At 29.8% G+C, this 15,345-nt stretch carries 17 protein-coding genes; all 17 read right to left on the bottom strand.

All coding sequences use genetic code 11. The features are described 5' to 3' along the window. Positions 1–13: 13 nt before the first annotated feature. Positions 14–3,586: a cobaltochelatase subunit CobN gene (cobN, locus tag JH146_RS02875; protein WP_048201607.1), complete on the bottom strand. Its 3,573-nt coding sequence runs from the start codon at positions 3,584–3,586 to the stop codon at positions 14–16. A gap of 135 nt (positions 3,587–3,721) precedes the next feature. Beyond that, on the bottom strand, positions 3,722–4,570 hold the full coding sequence (locus JH146_RS02870; RefSeq protein WP_048201606.1) for a shikimate kinase: 849 nt from the start codon (positions 4,568–4,570) through the stop codon (positions 3,722–3,724). Positions 4,571–4,583: 13 nt separating this feature from the next. Continuing rightward, positions 4,584–5,171 carry a calcium-activated nuclease EcnA gene (gene ecnA / locus JH146_RS02865; protein WP_153232487.1) on the bottom strand — a complete coding sequence of 196 codons (588 nt, stop codon included), beginning with the start codon at positions 5,169–5,171 and terminating at the stop codon, positions 4,584–4,586. Positions 5,172–5,191: 20 nt separating this feature from the next. Further along, positions 5,192–5,950, bottom strand: a complete 759-nt coding sequence (cobS, locus tag JH146_RS02860) for an adenosylcobinamide-GDP ribazoletransferase (RefSeq protein WP_048201605.1) — start codon at positions 5,948–5,950, stop codon at positions 5,192–5,194. A gap of 15 nt (positions 5,951–5,965) precedes the next feature. Next, the gene (locus JH146_RS02855; protein ID WP_048201604.1) at positions 5,966–6,649 is read right to left on the bottom strand and encodes a TIGR02253 family HAD-type hydrolase; all 684 of its coding nucleotides are present in this window, start codon (positions 6,647–6,649) and stop codon (positions 5,966–5,968) included. A gap of 53 nt (positions 6,650–6,702) precedes the next feature. Beyond that, positions 6,703–6,984 carry an energy-converting hydrogenase B subunit P gene (locus JH146_RS02850; protein WP_048201603.1) on the bottom strand — a complete coding sequence of 94 codons (282 nt, stop codon included), beginning with the start codon at positions 6,982–6,984 and terminating at the stop codon, positions 6,703–6,705. Between the two features lie 123 nt (positions 6,985–7,107). Beyond that, a complete protein-coding gene (locus JH146_RS02845) occupies positions 7,108–7,323 on the bottom strand; it encodes an RNA chaperone Hfq (RefSeq protein WP_048201602.1) in 216 nt (71 codons plus the stop codon). 188 nt (positions 7,324–7,511) lie between these two features. Then, on the bottom strand, positions 7,512–8,183 hold the full coding sequence (locus JH146_RS02840) for an endonuclease III domain-containing protein (RefSeq protein WP_173400804.1): 672 nt from the start codon (positions 8,181–8,183) through the stop codon (positions 7,512–7,514). After that, positions 8,180–8,920, bottom strand: coding sequence for a hypothetical protein (locus tag JH146_RS02835; protein WP_048201601.1), 741 nt, complete (start codon positions 8,918–8,920; stop codon positions 8,180–8,182). The genes JH146_RS02840 and JH146_RS02835 overlap by 4 nt, the downstream gene beginning before the upstream one ends. 1 nt (position 8,921) lies before the next feature. After that, the gene (locus JH146_RS02830) at positions 8,922–9,410 is read right to left on the bottom strand and encodes an RNA-binding protein (RefSeq protein ID WP_048201600.1); all 489 of its coding nucleotides are present in this window, start codon (positions 9,408–9,410) and stop codon (positions 8,922–8,924) included. Continuing rightward, a complete protein-coding gene (locus JH146_RS02825; protein ID WP_048201599.1) occupies positions 9,401–10,234 on the bottom strand; it encodes a DUF4013 domain-containing protein in 834 nt (277 codons plus the stop codon). Before JH146_RS02825 ends, JH146_RS02830 begins: the two co-directional genes overlap by 10 nt. Positions 10,235–10,257: 23 nt before the next feature. Beyond that, complete coding sequence (locus JH146_RS02820; RefSeq protein ID WP_048201598.1) at positions 10,258–10,452, bottom strand: hypothetical protein; 195 nt, start codon at positions 10,450–10,452, stop codon at positions 10,258–10,260. Positions 10,453–10,505: 53 nt separating this feature from the next. Continuing rightward, positions 10,506–11,588 (bottom strand): 5-amino-6-(D-ribitylamino)uracil--L-tyrosine 4-hydroxyphenyl transferase CofH, encoded by a 1,083-nt coding sequence (gene cofH, locus JH146_RS02815; protein ID WP_257719654.1) that lies wholly within the window; start codon positions 11,586–11,588, stop codon positions 10,506–10,508. A 105-nt stretch (positions 11,589–11,693) separates the two neighbouring features. After that, entirely contained in the window at positions 11,694–12,083 is a 390-nt protein-coding gene (gene hisI, locus JH146_RS02810; RefSeq protein WP_173400803.1) for a phosphoribosyl-AMP cyclohydrolase, read from the bottom strand. 5 nt (positions 12,084–12,088) lie between these two features. Continuing rightward, the gene (locus JH146_RS02805) at positions 12,089–13,591 is read right to left on the bottom strand and encodes an ATP-binding protein (RefSeq protein WP_048201596.1); all 1,503 of its coding nucleotides are present in this window, start codon (positions 13,589–13,591) and stop codon (positions 12,089–12,091) included. A 22-nt stretch (positions 13,592–13,613) separates the two neighbouring features. After that, positions 13,614–14,561, bottom strand: coding sequence for a tetratricopeptide repeat protein (locus JH146_RS08795; RefSeq protein ID WP_236953680.1), 948 nt, complete (start codon positions 14,559–14,561; stop codon positions 13,614–13,616). Beyond that, entirely contained in the window at positions 14,552–15,343 is a 792-nt protein-coding gene (locus JH146_RS08790; protein ID WP_236953679.1) for a tetratricopeptide repeat protein, read from the bottom strand. The genes JH146_RS08795 and JH146_RS08790 overlap by 10 nt, the downstream gene beginning before the upstream one ends. Positions 15,344–15,345: the final 2 nt, after the last annotated feature.

The raw sequence follows: 15,345 nt of genomic DNA, 5'->3' as shown, positions 1-15,345 counted from the left end.
TTTAAAAAGAGAGTTATTTACCATTACTAATAAGTTTTTCCTTCCAAACCATGTCTATATCAACACTTCCCCCTTGGAATTCACCAATTTCTGATATATTACTGTAGCTTTCTTCAATATCTCCTTCAATTTCTAAATAAATCATTTTAAGTTCATCAATGTTTTCTTCAGTTGTTTTCCATAATTCCCTTTGGTAAGCTTCTAACAACCTTCTTGCAATCTCTTCTAACGCGTATATGTTGTGTTCTTTAAAGAACCTTCTGTTATTTTCATTTTTTACAAATGTATTAAAGATTTCATCAAATATCCAGTTATCAACCTCTTTTGTTGTAGCACTCCAACCATAAACCCTCCCAATCCTCTTAGCTATATCTCCAGCCCCTTTGTATCCATGTTTCTTCATCCCTTCAATCCACTTTGGATTTAGAAGTTTTGTTAAAGTAACTCTCTCAATCTCCTCTTTTAAAGTTCTTACTTCAACATTGTTTGGATTTCTTGTATCTCCATAGTATGCTTTAACCTCCCCACCCTTTAAAACTCTTGCAGCATTTGTTAAGCCTCCATGAGTCCCAAAGTAACAACAACAGCCAAATAAATCATATTCGTCAGTAACAACTTTATTGAATGTCAAATCAACTGTCTTTAATATATTCTCAAATGATTCAACTGCCTTTTTTCCATAAACTCCCTTTCCATAAGCATAGGAATTCCAATGGATAAACGCATCTTTTAAATCCTCATCATTTTCCCATGCACTTGCATAAACCGCATATTTAACTCCATTTCCGTAAGTGCCGGGAGCAGAGCAGAAGATTCTAAATGTTGATTCTCTAAATGATAAGCCTCTCTCTAAATTCTCAACAACATGTTTTTTTACAAAGTTCATGTCTAATGGCTCATCTAAGTTAGCAACTTTCATTATTGCTTCATCAACAAGCTCTATACAGTTTGGGAATATATCCCTTGTTATTCCACTAACTCTTATAGTAACATCAATCCTTGGCCTTCCTAATTCCTCTAATGGAATTATTTCCAAACCAATAACTTTTCCTCCTCTATAAACTGGCTTAACTCCCAATAAATACAATATCATCCCCATTCCTTCTCCATCAGCCCACATTATGTCAGATGCCATCCAATATAGAGCAATATTTTCTGGATATCTCCCCTCTTCCTCTAAATATCTCTTAATTAATTTTTCAGCCAATAAAACTCCAACCCTGTAAGCAGATTTTGTAGGAACTCTATATGGGTCTAATGAATAAAAGTTCCTTCCAGTTGGTAAAATATCGTAGTTTCCTCTTGTTATTAGACCAGAAGGGCCGGGTTCGATATATTTGGCATCAATCCCTCTCAATAAAGAGCCAATTTCATCTGATTTTTCAATCCTCTCATTAATATCCTTGATTTTCTCTTCCAATTTTTTATCTTCTATATTTTTTCCATTTAATACATCAGAAATTTTTTTCTTTAAATCTTTATCTTTATATTCAAATTCCAAAATGCTCTTTATAAACTCAATCCTCTTCTCTCCATTTGGAAGTTCTCCAAAGATATGCATTCCATCGTTACATTTTGAGTTCTTTATCATCTCTAAGATATCTCTTATTTCATCAAATATCTCTTTAAATTTCTCATGAATATTTCCTTCATTCTCAATTTTCTCAATTTTTTCTTTTATTTTTAATAAATTGGTTTTTTTAACTTCCTCAATTATCAAATGCTCTAACTGATGCCTTCTTGAAGCATCCATCTCCTTTAAATATTCCTCTATATAGCTATTTAAAGTTTCTAACTCTTCATAAAATGCATCTACCATAACTGTTTGCATGTGGTCTATTATGGTTGCATAACTCCTTCTCTTTGCTATAGTCCCCTCTGGTGGATTATCTGAGTTGTAGATGTAGAGGTGAGGAATATCTCCAATGCAAATATCTGGATAGCATTCATTAGATAAACCAACATTCTTTCCTGGCAGAAACTCCAACGTTCCATGCGTTCCAACGTGGATTATCACATCACCAATATCGTTGAAATACTTATAGCTGGCGATATACTGATGAGTCGGTGGGCAGTAAGGGTCGTGTAATATCTTACAAACTCTTCCATCACATCTTGCTCCTGCACATCCTCTTTTTGGTTGAACACAAACATAGACGTTTCCAAACTTTAAACCAGTTATGACTATCTTGTTTTTTCCATTTACCTTATAAATCATCCCAGCTGGAATGTCTTTTCCATTTAAATCTCCCCATGTCTCTAAAACCTTATTTTTTACATTTTCTGGCAGTTTGTTGAAATATTCGTAATATTCATCCTCATCCATTAAATATAAACATCCGCCCTTAGCAATAATCTCATTTACAGTAGTCCATCTAAACTCTGAAATTGCCTTCTTTTGCAGAATTAATTGAGCCAATTCTTCCCCATCTTTTGGGATATTTTCTACATAATAGCCCTCTTCCTTCATCTTTCTCATAATATTTACAACACTCTGAAAACTGTCTAAATGAGCGGCACTACCTACAGTTGCCTCAACAGAAGCACATGCATTGTTATGTAAAACAAATATAACTTTTCTATCTTTTTTTGGTTTGTATTTTAGCTCAATCCATCTCTTTATTCTTCTAACAACTTTATCTATTCTTTCTTCAATTCCAAACTTCTTCTCCAATCCATCTTCATTTTCTGTAGTTCCAATGATAATTGGCTCTATAACTCCTTCAAACTCTGGCAGAGCAATAGTCCAACCAATATCTGCTGATAAACCCTGCTTATCTTCTTTCCAATCATTGTAGCTTTTATAATAACTCATTATTGGATGGAATACAGGGACATCTAATTTTTTAAGTATCTCTACCCCAGAAATTTTATTTAAATCTCCCCCATCTTTTACAGTTCCTAATGGAAAGGATAATAGGTTGATTAGAGCATCTATTATTGGCTTATCATCCTTAAAGAAGTATTTTAAAACACTTTCTCCCCCACCTAAGGCATTTAACTCCTCACATTTAGCTCCATAGGAAAATACAGGAATTATGTTGAATTCTTTTTCTAATCTATTTAATAGCTTCTCAATCACATCCATATCATCATTAACTAAATAATGCCTTGAAAATAAAACTCCAACTGTGTATTTTTTATTAAACTCTACATTTTTCAAAAATTCTTCTAATTCATCATAAATCTTTCCATTATAGTAAATACCTTGGAAGGGATGCTTTACAACATCTTTATCTTCACCCATCAAATATAGAACCATATTTTTGAAGTTATCTAAACCTCCATATGTTGTAAAGAGATAACATTTAGCAGATTTTTCAGAATTCCAAAAACTTGGGTCTTGGGCAACAACTACAACATTTTCATTAAATTTTTTTATTTTTTCTAAATCAATGTCATTTGATGCTGTTCTATAAATAAAAACTAAATCAGAGTTTTTAACATCCTCTAAAAAGCTATCGTCGATTGGATTTCTGTTAGAATATATTTTATATTCAATATCCTTTCCTTCCTGTTTTAGTTCATCCAATGCATTTTTTAATATTGAGCAGTATGATGCCCACATATAAAATGTGATTTTCATAATACCACCATAATATTGAGAGTTTATAATCACTACTTTAGTGTTAATTTTCTATAGATTTTATTACTAAACTATTACTATTTATAATTTGTCATTAAAAATCATGATAGATTTCATAAAAATAAAAAATTAAAATTAGTAAATAGAAGCCCCATCATTGTTTGGTTTAGTTAAAATAACTCTTCCGTACCTATTTAACTTCTCTTTTACCTTCTCAACATTTTCATCTTCAACTATGGCTATATAAGAAGGTCCAGTTCCAGATAAGCCAGCTGTTATAGCTCCAGCTTCTAAGGCATCTATTGCTATGTTTGTTGGAAAGTTTAAAGCTGATGCATAAAGAATTCCATTCAAAAACAAAGCTTTAAAATAGTTTCCATTAATAGCTTCATTAAAGGCAATTTCAACATAATCTTTTATTAATTTCATTCTATTTACATCAACATTCTTTTCTAAATTCGGAATTAAAACTAAAACATTTAAATCTTCTATCATCTTATCTCTTTTTAAAATTTTCCTTTCTATATTGTCAGTTATGGTTATTCCACCATAGTATGAAGCTGTAGCATCATCATAAGCTCCAGTGACAGTTAATTTTTCATCAAAACTTGATTTTATGCCCAAATTTAATATTAGCTCATCATCTATCTTTTCCCCTAATGCATCAAGTGTTGCTAAAACAACTGCATTAGAAGTGGCTGAACTACTGCTTAAACCTGATTTTATAGGAATTTCCGTCTTTGTTTCAACATAGGCAGAGTAATTCAGCCCAAAATAATCTAAGGTGTTTTTAACACATCTTACTATTAAATTTGGCTTAATATTTGGATTATCTAAAACTTTCCCTTCTATCCTATTTTTTCCATCGTCTATTAACTTAACTCTTGCATAGACTTTCAAATTTAGTCCAAAAGCTGAGCCTTTACCTGTTGCTATTGCATTGATTATTGTTCCAGATGCTAAAGCATAAGCTCTCCCTTCCATAAAATCATCCTCTTTAGTTATTGTGCCAATTCCACAGACCAATTCTGTTTTCCTTTGCTTCTCTTTCAACTTCTAAGAATTCATCTTTCAACTCAAAATTACTAATATAAACTCTTGCATAACCATATTTTAAAAGCTCTTCATTGAAGTTTATTAAATTATTAGAGTTATTTATAAAGATATAAGCTAAATATCTCCCATATTTATCTTTCTTTGGGGCTTCATTGTCAAAGACAATAATAACTGTTTTATTTTCTAATTGCTTCTTTGCAAAGTATTTAGCCTTCTCTCCCCAAATTTTTAGATAGGTTGTATTTGTTATTGGTGTGCCATTTAGTAGATAGTATTCATGAGGGTTATTTTTCTTGTATGTTTCGGGTGTATCAACTCCTAACAACCTGATTTTCCATAATTCTCCATTAACATTTACATAAACAGTGTCTCCATCTACAACTTTAACGACCTTTCCATAATAGTGTTCATGAGTATTTACAAAATTATTATAGTTTTGATAATTTCCATAATTCTCAATACTTTTAAAATCAACACACCCACACAAACTTATAGAAATCAAAATAAAAGCAATTAAAAGCTTTTTCATAATCTCACCACATATAAAACTTAGATTATTAATGAAAATATCTTAATACTTGCTATAATTGTTATTAAAACAACAACTCTTGTTATCTCATTTGAAGCTCCTAAAACATCTCCATTAACCCCACCAAAATGCTTTTTAGCTATTTTAGCCATACACAAACCAGTAATTATTGCTATTATTATGGCTATTATGATGATTTTCCTTTCAACCCCACTAAATATTAAAAGTAGCGGGAGAGATAAAATAATTCCAATTGTTAAAAACTTTTCATCTGCCTTTTTAACAAAGTATCTTCCAGTTCCTTCAATTAAAGGATTTCCAAATGTTGAACAGCTCAACATCCCAAGCTTTGCACAAACCTCTACAACCAATAAATACAAAATAGAAATCTCTAAAATATAGGATATAGATGCAACTGCCATTAAATTAACAAATATTGCAAAAACTAAACCACCACATCCAATATATCTATCTTTCATAGCCATTAATTTCTTTCTTTTATCCCCAACGGCCATCCATCCATCTCCAAAGTCAATTAAGCCATCAATATGGTGAAAACCATTTAAATATTCAATAAAAAACAAAATTAAAATAGCTGCTAAAAGATTGGGAAACAAAAAACTAAAAATATAGCTAATTATTAAACTAAAAATTCCAAATACATAGCCAATTAAAATAATTAGGTAAAAATGATTAGCAACATCATCAAAATCAAAATCTTCAATATAGATAGGGATTCTTGTAAAAAATGATAACAGTGCTTTAAACTCCTTGAACATTATATCCCCAAAATTTTATTGTTTTAAATTTTTAACAATATCTACGAGCTCTTGAAGTGATTTTATAGTATAATCGCTATACTTATTATCTACCATATCTTTATACTTTCCTTTTAATATTCTAACTGTTATCATCCCCAATTCTTTTGCTGGTTTTATATCTTTATCAACTCTATCTCCAACATATACGGTCTCTTCAGGTTTTAATCCCATCCTACTTAGTCCATATTTAAAAAACTCTAAATGTGGCTTCCCTAAACCAAACTCCTCTGAAGTAATAACATCATCAAAAAATGGATGTATCCCTAACCTAATAAGTTTTTCCCATTGCTTTATAGTTAATCCATCAGTTATAACTCCCAATTTTAGTCCCATTGCTTTTAGTTCTATTAATGTCTTTATTGTATGGGGGTAGGGTCTTAATAAGGCAACTTTAACGTTGTGGTATGTTATTATTCCAGTGGTTATTATTTTTGGGTCATATCTTCCTAAAACAGCTTTAACCAAATCATCAAAATGCTTTCCATAGTTTGAACCTTTATCCTTAATGATTTTATTTAATATACCCATGGCTTCTTCAAATTTTATATTTAAACCAGCATCTATCATTGATTTAACAGCCTCTCTTCTTGCAATTTCTACAAATTCCGATGAATTATATAAAGTGTCGTCTAAATCAAACAAAATTCCCTTTATCATGGTTTATTCCCTTTTTTACATTTTTAATTAAAATTAGTTCAGTTAATACATACCTATGCTTTTTTTACCTTCTCTTTAACCATCTGAAACAATCCAACAAAATCATCATCCTCTGTAACTGGAACAACTATCAAACCTAATTTTCTATGCCTTTCTATCCAGCCTTCATCATAAGCAGGGACTTCTATCTTTATTGGTTCATCAGTTGGATTCCCAACTATAACATTTCTGTATGGGAAGGGCTTTACATCATCCCCTTCATAAGGAAAGGTTGTCTCTCTAATATACCCTCCTAAAGCCATTGTCATTCTTGGCAATAAAACCATTTTTGGCATAGTATCCCCTTAATTTAAAGTTGTAAAAATTAATATACTAACCTCTCAGATTTAAACTTAACTGAAAATAGTTGTGTTAAGCTCTACATTTTATAAAATGTAAAAATAAAAATAGAGGAGGATTTAGTATTCTATGTAGTCAATAGCATGTTTGAATATCAACAAGTTTCTGTCCCCAACTTTTACCATTATTTCGTAGTTTGAGACGCCTGTAACTTCAGCATCTAAAACTTCTCCATTTCTTAAGAATATTTTAACTTTTTTTCCATTTAATCTTCTTGCATATTCAAAGTTTGGGATGAATTTTTTTGGCTGCTGTTTTTTTACTGGTTTATTCATTTACTCCACCTTTCAATATCTTATAAATATCAACCCTTATAATTTTCAATCACATATATATACTTTTTTAAAGATTATAAAAATTATTGTGAGAGGCAGAATTTTTTATATAGTTTTTTGCAAAAGTTATTAAAATTAAAAAAAAGGAAGATTTGAACGCCTCCCAAAGGTAGGCATTCATAAATGCCTTATTTATTCAAAGATGTTTTGCAAAAAACTATAATTGGGCAGTCATCACACAACGGCTTTTTCCTACAAAACTTTTTACAGTGTTCAACAATTAATGCGTGATATTCTTTGTATATTTCCAAATCTTTTGGCAGAGATTTTTCAAATATTTCTTTAATTTCATCGTATTTAGCTTTTTCATTAATTATTCCTAACCTACTAAACATCCTTTTTGTATATGCATCAACAACAAAGCTCTCTCTATCTAACGCATACAACAAAATGCTATCAGCAGTTTCCTTTCCAACACCATTTATTGATAAGAGCTCAGCCCTTAATGTTAAAATGTCTTTATCTGTTTTAGCCATCTCTTCTGTATTTCCATAATTATTAACAATAAATTTAGTTACATTTTTTAGACGTTTAACTTTCAAATTATAAAATCCAGCAGGTTTTATAAGCTCTTTTAATTTATCTTCATCTACGTTTAGTATTTTTTCTTCTTTCAATAAATTCTCATTTTTTAAGTTATTAATGGCTTTTTCCACATTTTTCCAACTGGTATTTTGAGTTAAAATTGCTCCAACAACAACCTCATACCTTGTTTCAGCAGGCCACCAATTTTGATGTCCATAGTAGTTTAATAAAATTTTGTATATGGTGTATACTATCTCAAATCTATTTTCCCTCATTTATCATCCCTTATGATTACAGATTTGTTATCAAATGGATTTGCTCTCAAACATAACGAGTAGAGATATGGATAGTTATCTTTTAAGTGCATTAAGTAGTTTAACCATTGAATAACTAATAATCTATAAACTCTAATAATATCATTCTTTAAATGATCTAAATCGCTTTTTGGGAGGTTATCTAAATTATTTCTTCTATGTAGCTCATCAGCTAAATGAAACACCGCCAATAACAATTCAGTAAAATCTTCATGCTCCAATAGCAAAGGATTTTCCATCAATCTTAAAAGAAATTCTTTATTTCTCTCTAATAGACTTTTAAGCTCATATAAATCAATTTTTTCTATATCTATGTTGCACTCATAATTCTTTAGCAATTTTTTTGTTTTTTCGTAGGTTTTATTATCCCAATCCTCTGATATTTTTAAATAATCTCTTATATTTCCAACATCTCCTTCTAAGATTATTTTTAAGAGCTCTTCCCCAACACTATTGAAAAAAGAACCAACAACCATATTTAATTTTTCCAACTTTTTCATTTTTTCTCTATGGTCTAAGATTTCCTCAATGATTAAACTTACAACCAAAACTTCGATAGGAACGAATGCCAAATGCAATAAAAAGTAGTTTAATATATAATCAACTTTTCCAAAGATTAAAAAATGTATTGAATAAATTAATGCAGATAAAAAAATTAGAGAGATACCTATTGCCAATAGATACCTTTTATCATCCATTTTATCCCCTAAAGTTCCAAATCTTGTCACCTACATAATGAAGGTTTTTAATAGCTTTCCCTTTATCTGCTTCTTTCATCTCTTTTCCATTCATTAATGCAATCCCAACACATATTGGCTTTTTATGGTTTTCATCTACAACAAAAACAACATCTCCCTCTTTAATATTTTCATCCGCCTCTACAATCCCAGGGGCCATTACATCTGCCCCATTTATTAAGAATTTTATAGCACCCATATCAACAACAACTAAATTTTTGTTTGGAACTTCTTTTAATAACAATTTTAATGTTGGAATTACTTTATCATCTTTTTTAAATGCAATTGGCTCTTTATCAACCAATATTATCTCAAAATCATCAGTTATAGCTATCTCCACATTACCTTTTTTTGGAATTATTTCATCAACATTTTCAAAAAACTCCTCTAATTCTTTTTTTATTTTTTTGACATCTTTTTTGCTTAAAAAATATCTCTTCCTTATTTCCAAACTCTCACCTTCCCTATAGTATTTTTATAATAGTTTGCAAAGATTCTGTGATATAAAATATACAGAATTAGTGTAGAAACTCCAAATATTACAGAACTAATGAAAGCAATTAGTCCAATTAGAAGATAATCCTTCTCAACCCCTATTTTAATATAAACCATCTCAAAACTTCCATATATTAGATATAAAGCAATCATAATACCAAAAACTATGATTAAATAGACAATAAAATAAACTAAAGACGTCAAAACATAAACAACAATAGCCAAAACTATATATTTGAGGTTCATCATTTTAAATAGGTTTTTGAACTCAAAGAATCCAAAAAATCCTTTATTTGCAAAATTAGCTGTGGATATTGGAAGATATATTAAAAATACTAAGCATCCAAATATAAATCCTAAGATAGCAATCCATACTCCAATATCCATAATAATCTCAAAAATTGATGAGAATGTTTTAACTAAAAAGTGAAGTCCAGCAATATATAACACAACCCCAACAAACGCTGGGATTAAGCTTATAAATAGCAGCATTAATGCTCCAATGTCATAAAGCAATCCATCTATTAATAATTTAGGACAATTGTTCCAATCTGGTAATTTATTGCTTCCATTAAGTGTCTCTTTCATGATTTTTATGTAATACCCACACTGAATTAAGAAAATTATCATCAAAATTAAATACACTTCCCAACTTGCTGTATATTTAGCTATAGATATAAGAAACCACGTCAATGACAATAAAATCCATCCAATTACAAAATTTTTAATGTCTGACTTTGTGTAATCTATTGCATCTCTTAAATAATCAACAATATCCATTAATTTCCCTCATTTTAGAGTTTTTATGATTCTTTAACACTATATAGGAATTCTTCAGCATATATTATGACAGTCAGCTTTTTCTTTGTTAATTTCAAAAGCAGAACTATATAAGCCCTTGATACAGCTCCAATATAATACTCTCTTTCAAATAAAATTTTTGCTTTTTCTAAACTCTCCTCTGCCAATAACAGTTGAAGCTCTATTTCTTTATCCAACCACAATCCACTCTTTTAAGATATTTTTATAGAATGAGAAATTTTTACCCCATTTAATCTAAAATTTTATATAAAGTAGTTCTCTCCTTAGGAATTAACCCAACTCTTTTAATCATATCCCTAATTTCCTCAACACTCATATAAACCCCATGCTCAGCTCCTGCACTTCTTGATATATTCTCTTCTATCAAAGTTCCCCCAACATCATTAGCTCCACATCTTAAAGCAACTTGAACCATCTTTTTTCCCAATTTAACCCATGAAGCCTGGATATTTTTTATCAATCCTTTAAATATTATCCTGCTAACCGCATACACCTTTAAATCTTCAATTCCCGTAGCTCCAGCCTTAGCTCTTCTTTCTTTATAAATTGGAGCAAATCTATGCATAAACGAGAGAGGAACAAATTCAGTAAAGCCATTTGTCTCTTCCTGAATCTCTTTAATTATAAAAAGATGATTAACCCAATGTTTATATTCTTCAATATGCCCATACATCATAGTAGCGGTTGTAGGAATTCCTAATTTATGAGCTTCTTTAATTATATTAATCCATTCTCTTGTTTTTATTTTATTTGGACATAACTCAGCTCTAATTTCATCATCTAAAATCTCTGCCGCAGTTCCTGGCATTGAATTCAGTCCATTTTCTTTTAATATTTTTAATGCCTCTTTAATAGTTAAACCTGCATTTTCAGCTCCAAAATAAACTTCCATTGGTGAAAATGCGTGTATATGTATGTCACCATAAGGTTTTGTTGCTTTATGAACAGCCTTTAAAATCTCTGCCTGATAATAAGTGTCTATCTTTGGATGCAATCCCCCTTGAATACAAACCTCAGTGCAACCAAATTTTTTTGCCTCCACAGCCCTTTTAGCAATTTCATCTATATCTAAAAAATAAGCATGTTTGTCATTTTCATTAGCCCTGAAAGCACAAAATCTGCAGTTTCCAATGCAAATGTTTGTGAAGTTTATATTTCTATTTACCACATAGGTAACTACATCTCCGACTTCCTCTTTTCTCAAAGAATCTGCAAATTTAAACAGCTCAAATATATTTTCGTTATCTTCAAATAACTCTAATGCTTCTTTTTTTGAGATTTCTTTTTCTTTAAATTTTTCTAAATCCATGATTTCACGTTTTATTTGTTTTTGTATAGTCAATCTTCAAATATTTATTAGTTAAAAGGAACTTATAAAACCCATACGGGGTTTTATATCAGTCCCTTAGAGAACTATTTATTTTGAAGATTGACTATAGTATTCTTCAGTTATTTTTAGTTCTCCATCCTCTATTTTATAATGGAAGCAGGAATAATAACCCTCATGACATGCAACTCCTTTCTGTTCAACTATAAATAATAAAGCATCTCCATCACAATCTCTATAAAATCTTTTTAATTTTTGGACATTTCCACTCTCCTCTCCTTTTTTCCATAATTTTTTCCTACTTGTTGAATAATAATGCATATACCCTGTTTTTAATGTCTCTTTTAATGCCTCTTCATTCATAAATGCGGTCATCAATACGTTCTTATTTTCATCACAAGTTATTGCTAAAATCAACCTCTCTCCTTCTATATTTCTAAATTTTAAGTTTAATTTTTTAATTATCTCATCCACGTTCATTAAAATCACCAATCATCTAAGCCCATCCATTCTCCAACTATATTTATATCTTTTCCACCATATATTCCATCAAATTTATCAATTTTAACTATTGATGGAAGAGATATTGCAGTTCCTACTATAATTGCCTCTCCAATACCTAAAGAAGCTAAGTCTTTTGCTAAATCTTCCCCTAACTCTTCTGAAGCTCTCTGAATATATTTTTGGTCTTCTGGTTCGACTATTCTTAAAATTATCTTAGTGTTTGTTTGAGATAAAACATCTGGATGTAATTGCTTAGGCCTTTGAGATACTAAACCTAAGCCAACACCAAATTTTCTTCCCTCTCTTGCTATCTTTCCTAACCACAAACTTGCTGAGGTTTGCTCATTTATTGGGATGAATATGTGGGCTTCTTCCACTATAAGCAATAGTGGTTTAATAACAATTTTATAGTGTTCTTCAATAGTTTTTAAATTAGATAGGGCTGTGGTTTTTATTCTCTCATTCGGGCTATTAATATCCTTTAATGATTTTAAATATAATACTCTCTTTGATAGAATGTGTTTTGCTATAAAGCTTACGAGTGTTATCATTTGATGAACCTCTAATCCACTCAAATTAACAACATTTATTTTTCCAATTTCAAACTCTTCAATCATATCTTTATCTCCAATATGCAATGCAAAATCTATCATAAATTTTCCAATAATATCATATAAAGAAATAATAGCAATAAAATCTTTCTCTCCAGCTTTTCTTCTGTCATATTTTCTTTTTAGAGGGTTGTAGTATTTAATTTCCCATCCAACTTCTGCTGATTTACTCCATTCATACAATAAATTTTCTAACTTTTCAATAAACTCCATTCCACCAATATTTGGAAATTCCTTTTTTATTGTGTAATAGGCATATTCGAGATAAACTCTTTTATCAAAATCATCTTTTTCTAATCCAATCAAATCAGAAAGTTCTTCTGGTGATAATATTGAAGGATTTACTGTGGGATGGATTACTTTAACCTTTCCCTCTAAATCTTCATGATATAAAGTAGAGTATTCCCCATGAGGGTCTAAGATAATTAAACTTGCATTCTTTTTCCCTAATTCTCTACATAATACAGCAACAGTGTTTGATTTACCTCCCCCAGTAATAGATAAAACAGCAAAATGTCTTGAGATAAGTTTATTTGTATCTAAATAAACTCTAACGTTTTTCCTTGTTAATAAATGTCCAATATTTAATCCATTTTTAACATAGAAAATATTATTTAGAATCCCATCATCACAAAATTTAACCTCTCCATTAGGTTTAATTGGACTTCTATTTACAGATATTTTATTATTATTTAAAACGCCTATAACTTTTGCTTCACAAATAAACTTTTCATTTTCAGCAACAACATTTTTTACAATTGCCAAAACATCCTCATCATCAGTATTTTTTGCAATAACATATTCCCCAAACCTTACCTTCTCTAAAGATTCAAAGGTAAAGTTTGAAGTGGTTGTTTTTCCAATCACTTTCATAGACATCTCCTTATAAATTCTATTATAAGACACATCCAAATTTTCCAAGTTCTCTTTTGCATATTTCTATAATTTCCTCGCTTGGTTTATAATTGTTTGGGGATTCACAATACTTATACATTTCAATAGGTAGTTTTTCCTTCAATTCCTTAATAAGTTTAGTAGCTGTTTTTGATTTTTCTTCATCGTCAATCTCTGTAATTATGTTTGAACCTTCAATGAAAGAGATGTGTATAAAAGCCCCTATTGGGTTTATATTTATATATCTGTATAGATTAGCAAGATAATATTGAATATGGTTTGGTTTATAATACATTACTGGAACACTTAGCAATGGGGAAGGAATTTCTAAGTTTGTTGGCTCCCTATTCATTAATTTTTTAAATATTTCCTCTGCTTCATTGTTATGCAGTAATTTTTTTAACTTCATAGCCATTGAAAGAGCTTCATCAAATTTACCTGATTTTTCATAGACAACTATTAAAGATTTTATTACATTAATATCATTTGAATCCAACCTTAAAGCATTTATAAAGTTTTCATGAGCTTCTTTGTAATTTTTTAATTTATAATATATATAGCCCCTAATTTTCCACCATTCGCTATTTTCTGAGTCTCTATCCAATAAATTGTTTATATAAGATAATGCCCCCTCATAATATTTTAAAATTCCAGTAGTTTCTGCCTTTCCAATTAAAGAATATACTGTAAAAATATCTACATCATTCCTTGGAAAATCGCTTATATACATTTCTAATACTCTATCAAAAAAATTAGAAGCTTCTTCAAAGTTTCCATTTTTGTAGTAAAATATTGCCAAACCAAAATGAGCATAAGGATTTGGATTTAACTCTATAGATTTGTTATACATCACTACAGCTTCTGAATCACCAATTTTGCTTAAAATATCTCCCTTCTTAGCATAGTATATGCTTCTATCTAATATTGACATTGCTTTATTTATATACATTCAAGAGCTTTTTGATACTCTTCAAATATCTCTGCTATTACGCTTTTGTAATAATAGGCGAAATCATTAGTGTCATCAACTGAGATAACTTTGTTAAAAAATTTTAGAGCGTTTATATAATCTCTTCTCTCTAATAATCTAATTCCAGCACTTACATCCTCATAAATATTTTTATTTATAATTTCAAAAATTTTATCTATGCATTCAACAATCTTTTTACATTCATGGTTTGGTTCTTTCTCTAAAACTTTTTTAAATGATTCGTAGGCATTATATAAGTCACCAAATAGTAAATAGAGCTTTCCAGCCATAAACAACGCTTTAGTATTATTTTCATTTAATCTGTATGCTTTTAAATAGTAATCTAAAGCTTCTTTATACTTTTTGTATTTTAATGAAAGCTCTCCTAATATTTCATACAAATCACTCTTCTTAATTTTCTTTGATGCTTTAATAAAGCATTTATATGCTTCATCAAAATTTTTAAGTTTGTAGAGTATAGAGCCCCTCAAATACAAAAATTCTGGATTTTCAGAAGATAGTGATAATGCCCTATCTATAGCTTCAAGAGCTTTTTCATAATCTTCTAAATGATAATAAGCATAGGAAAGATTAGCCCAATCTATAGCCCTTGCATTATTTGTTTTTAAAGCTTTTAAATAACATTCCACAGCTTTTTCATAGTTTTCTTCATCTAAATATTTTTCTGCTTCTACAATCCAATTATAAGCAGAATTTCCATTAGATATTAGCTTATTCAAAAATTTTTTAAATAGTTCCATAA

The sequence above is a fragment of the Methanocaldococcus bathoardescens genome (assembly GCF_000739065.1).
Lineage (GTDB): Archaea > AGJL01 > Methanococci > Methanococcales > Methanocaldococcaceae > Methanocaldococcus > Methanocaldococcus bathoardescens.
This window is presented reverse-complemented; position numbering and strand designations above follow the sequence as displayed.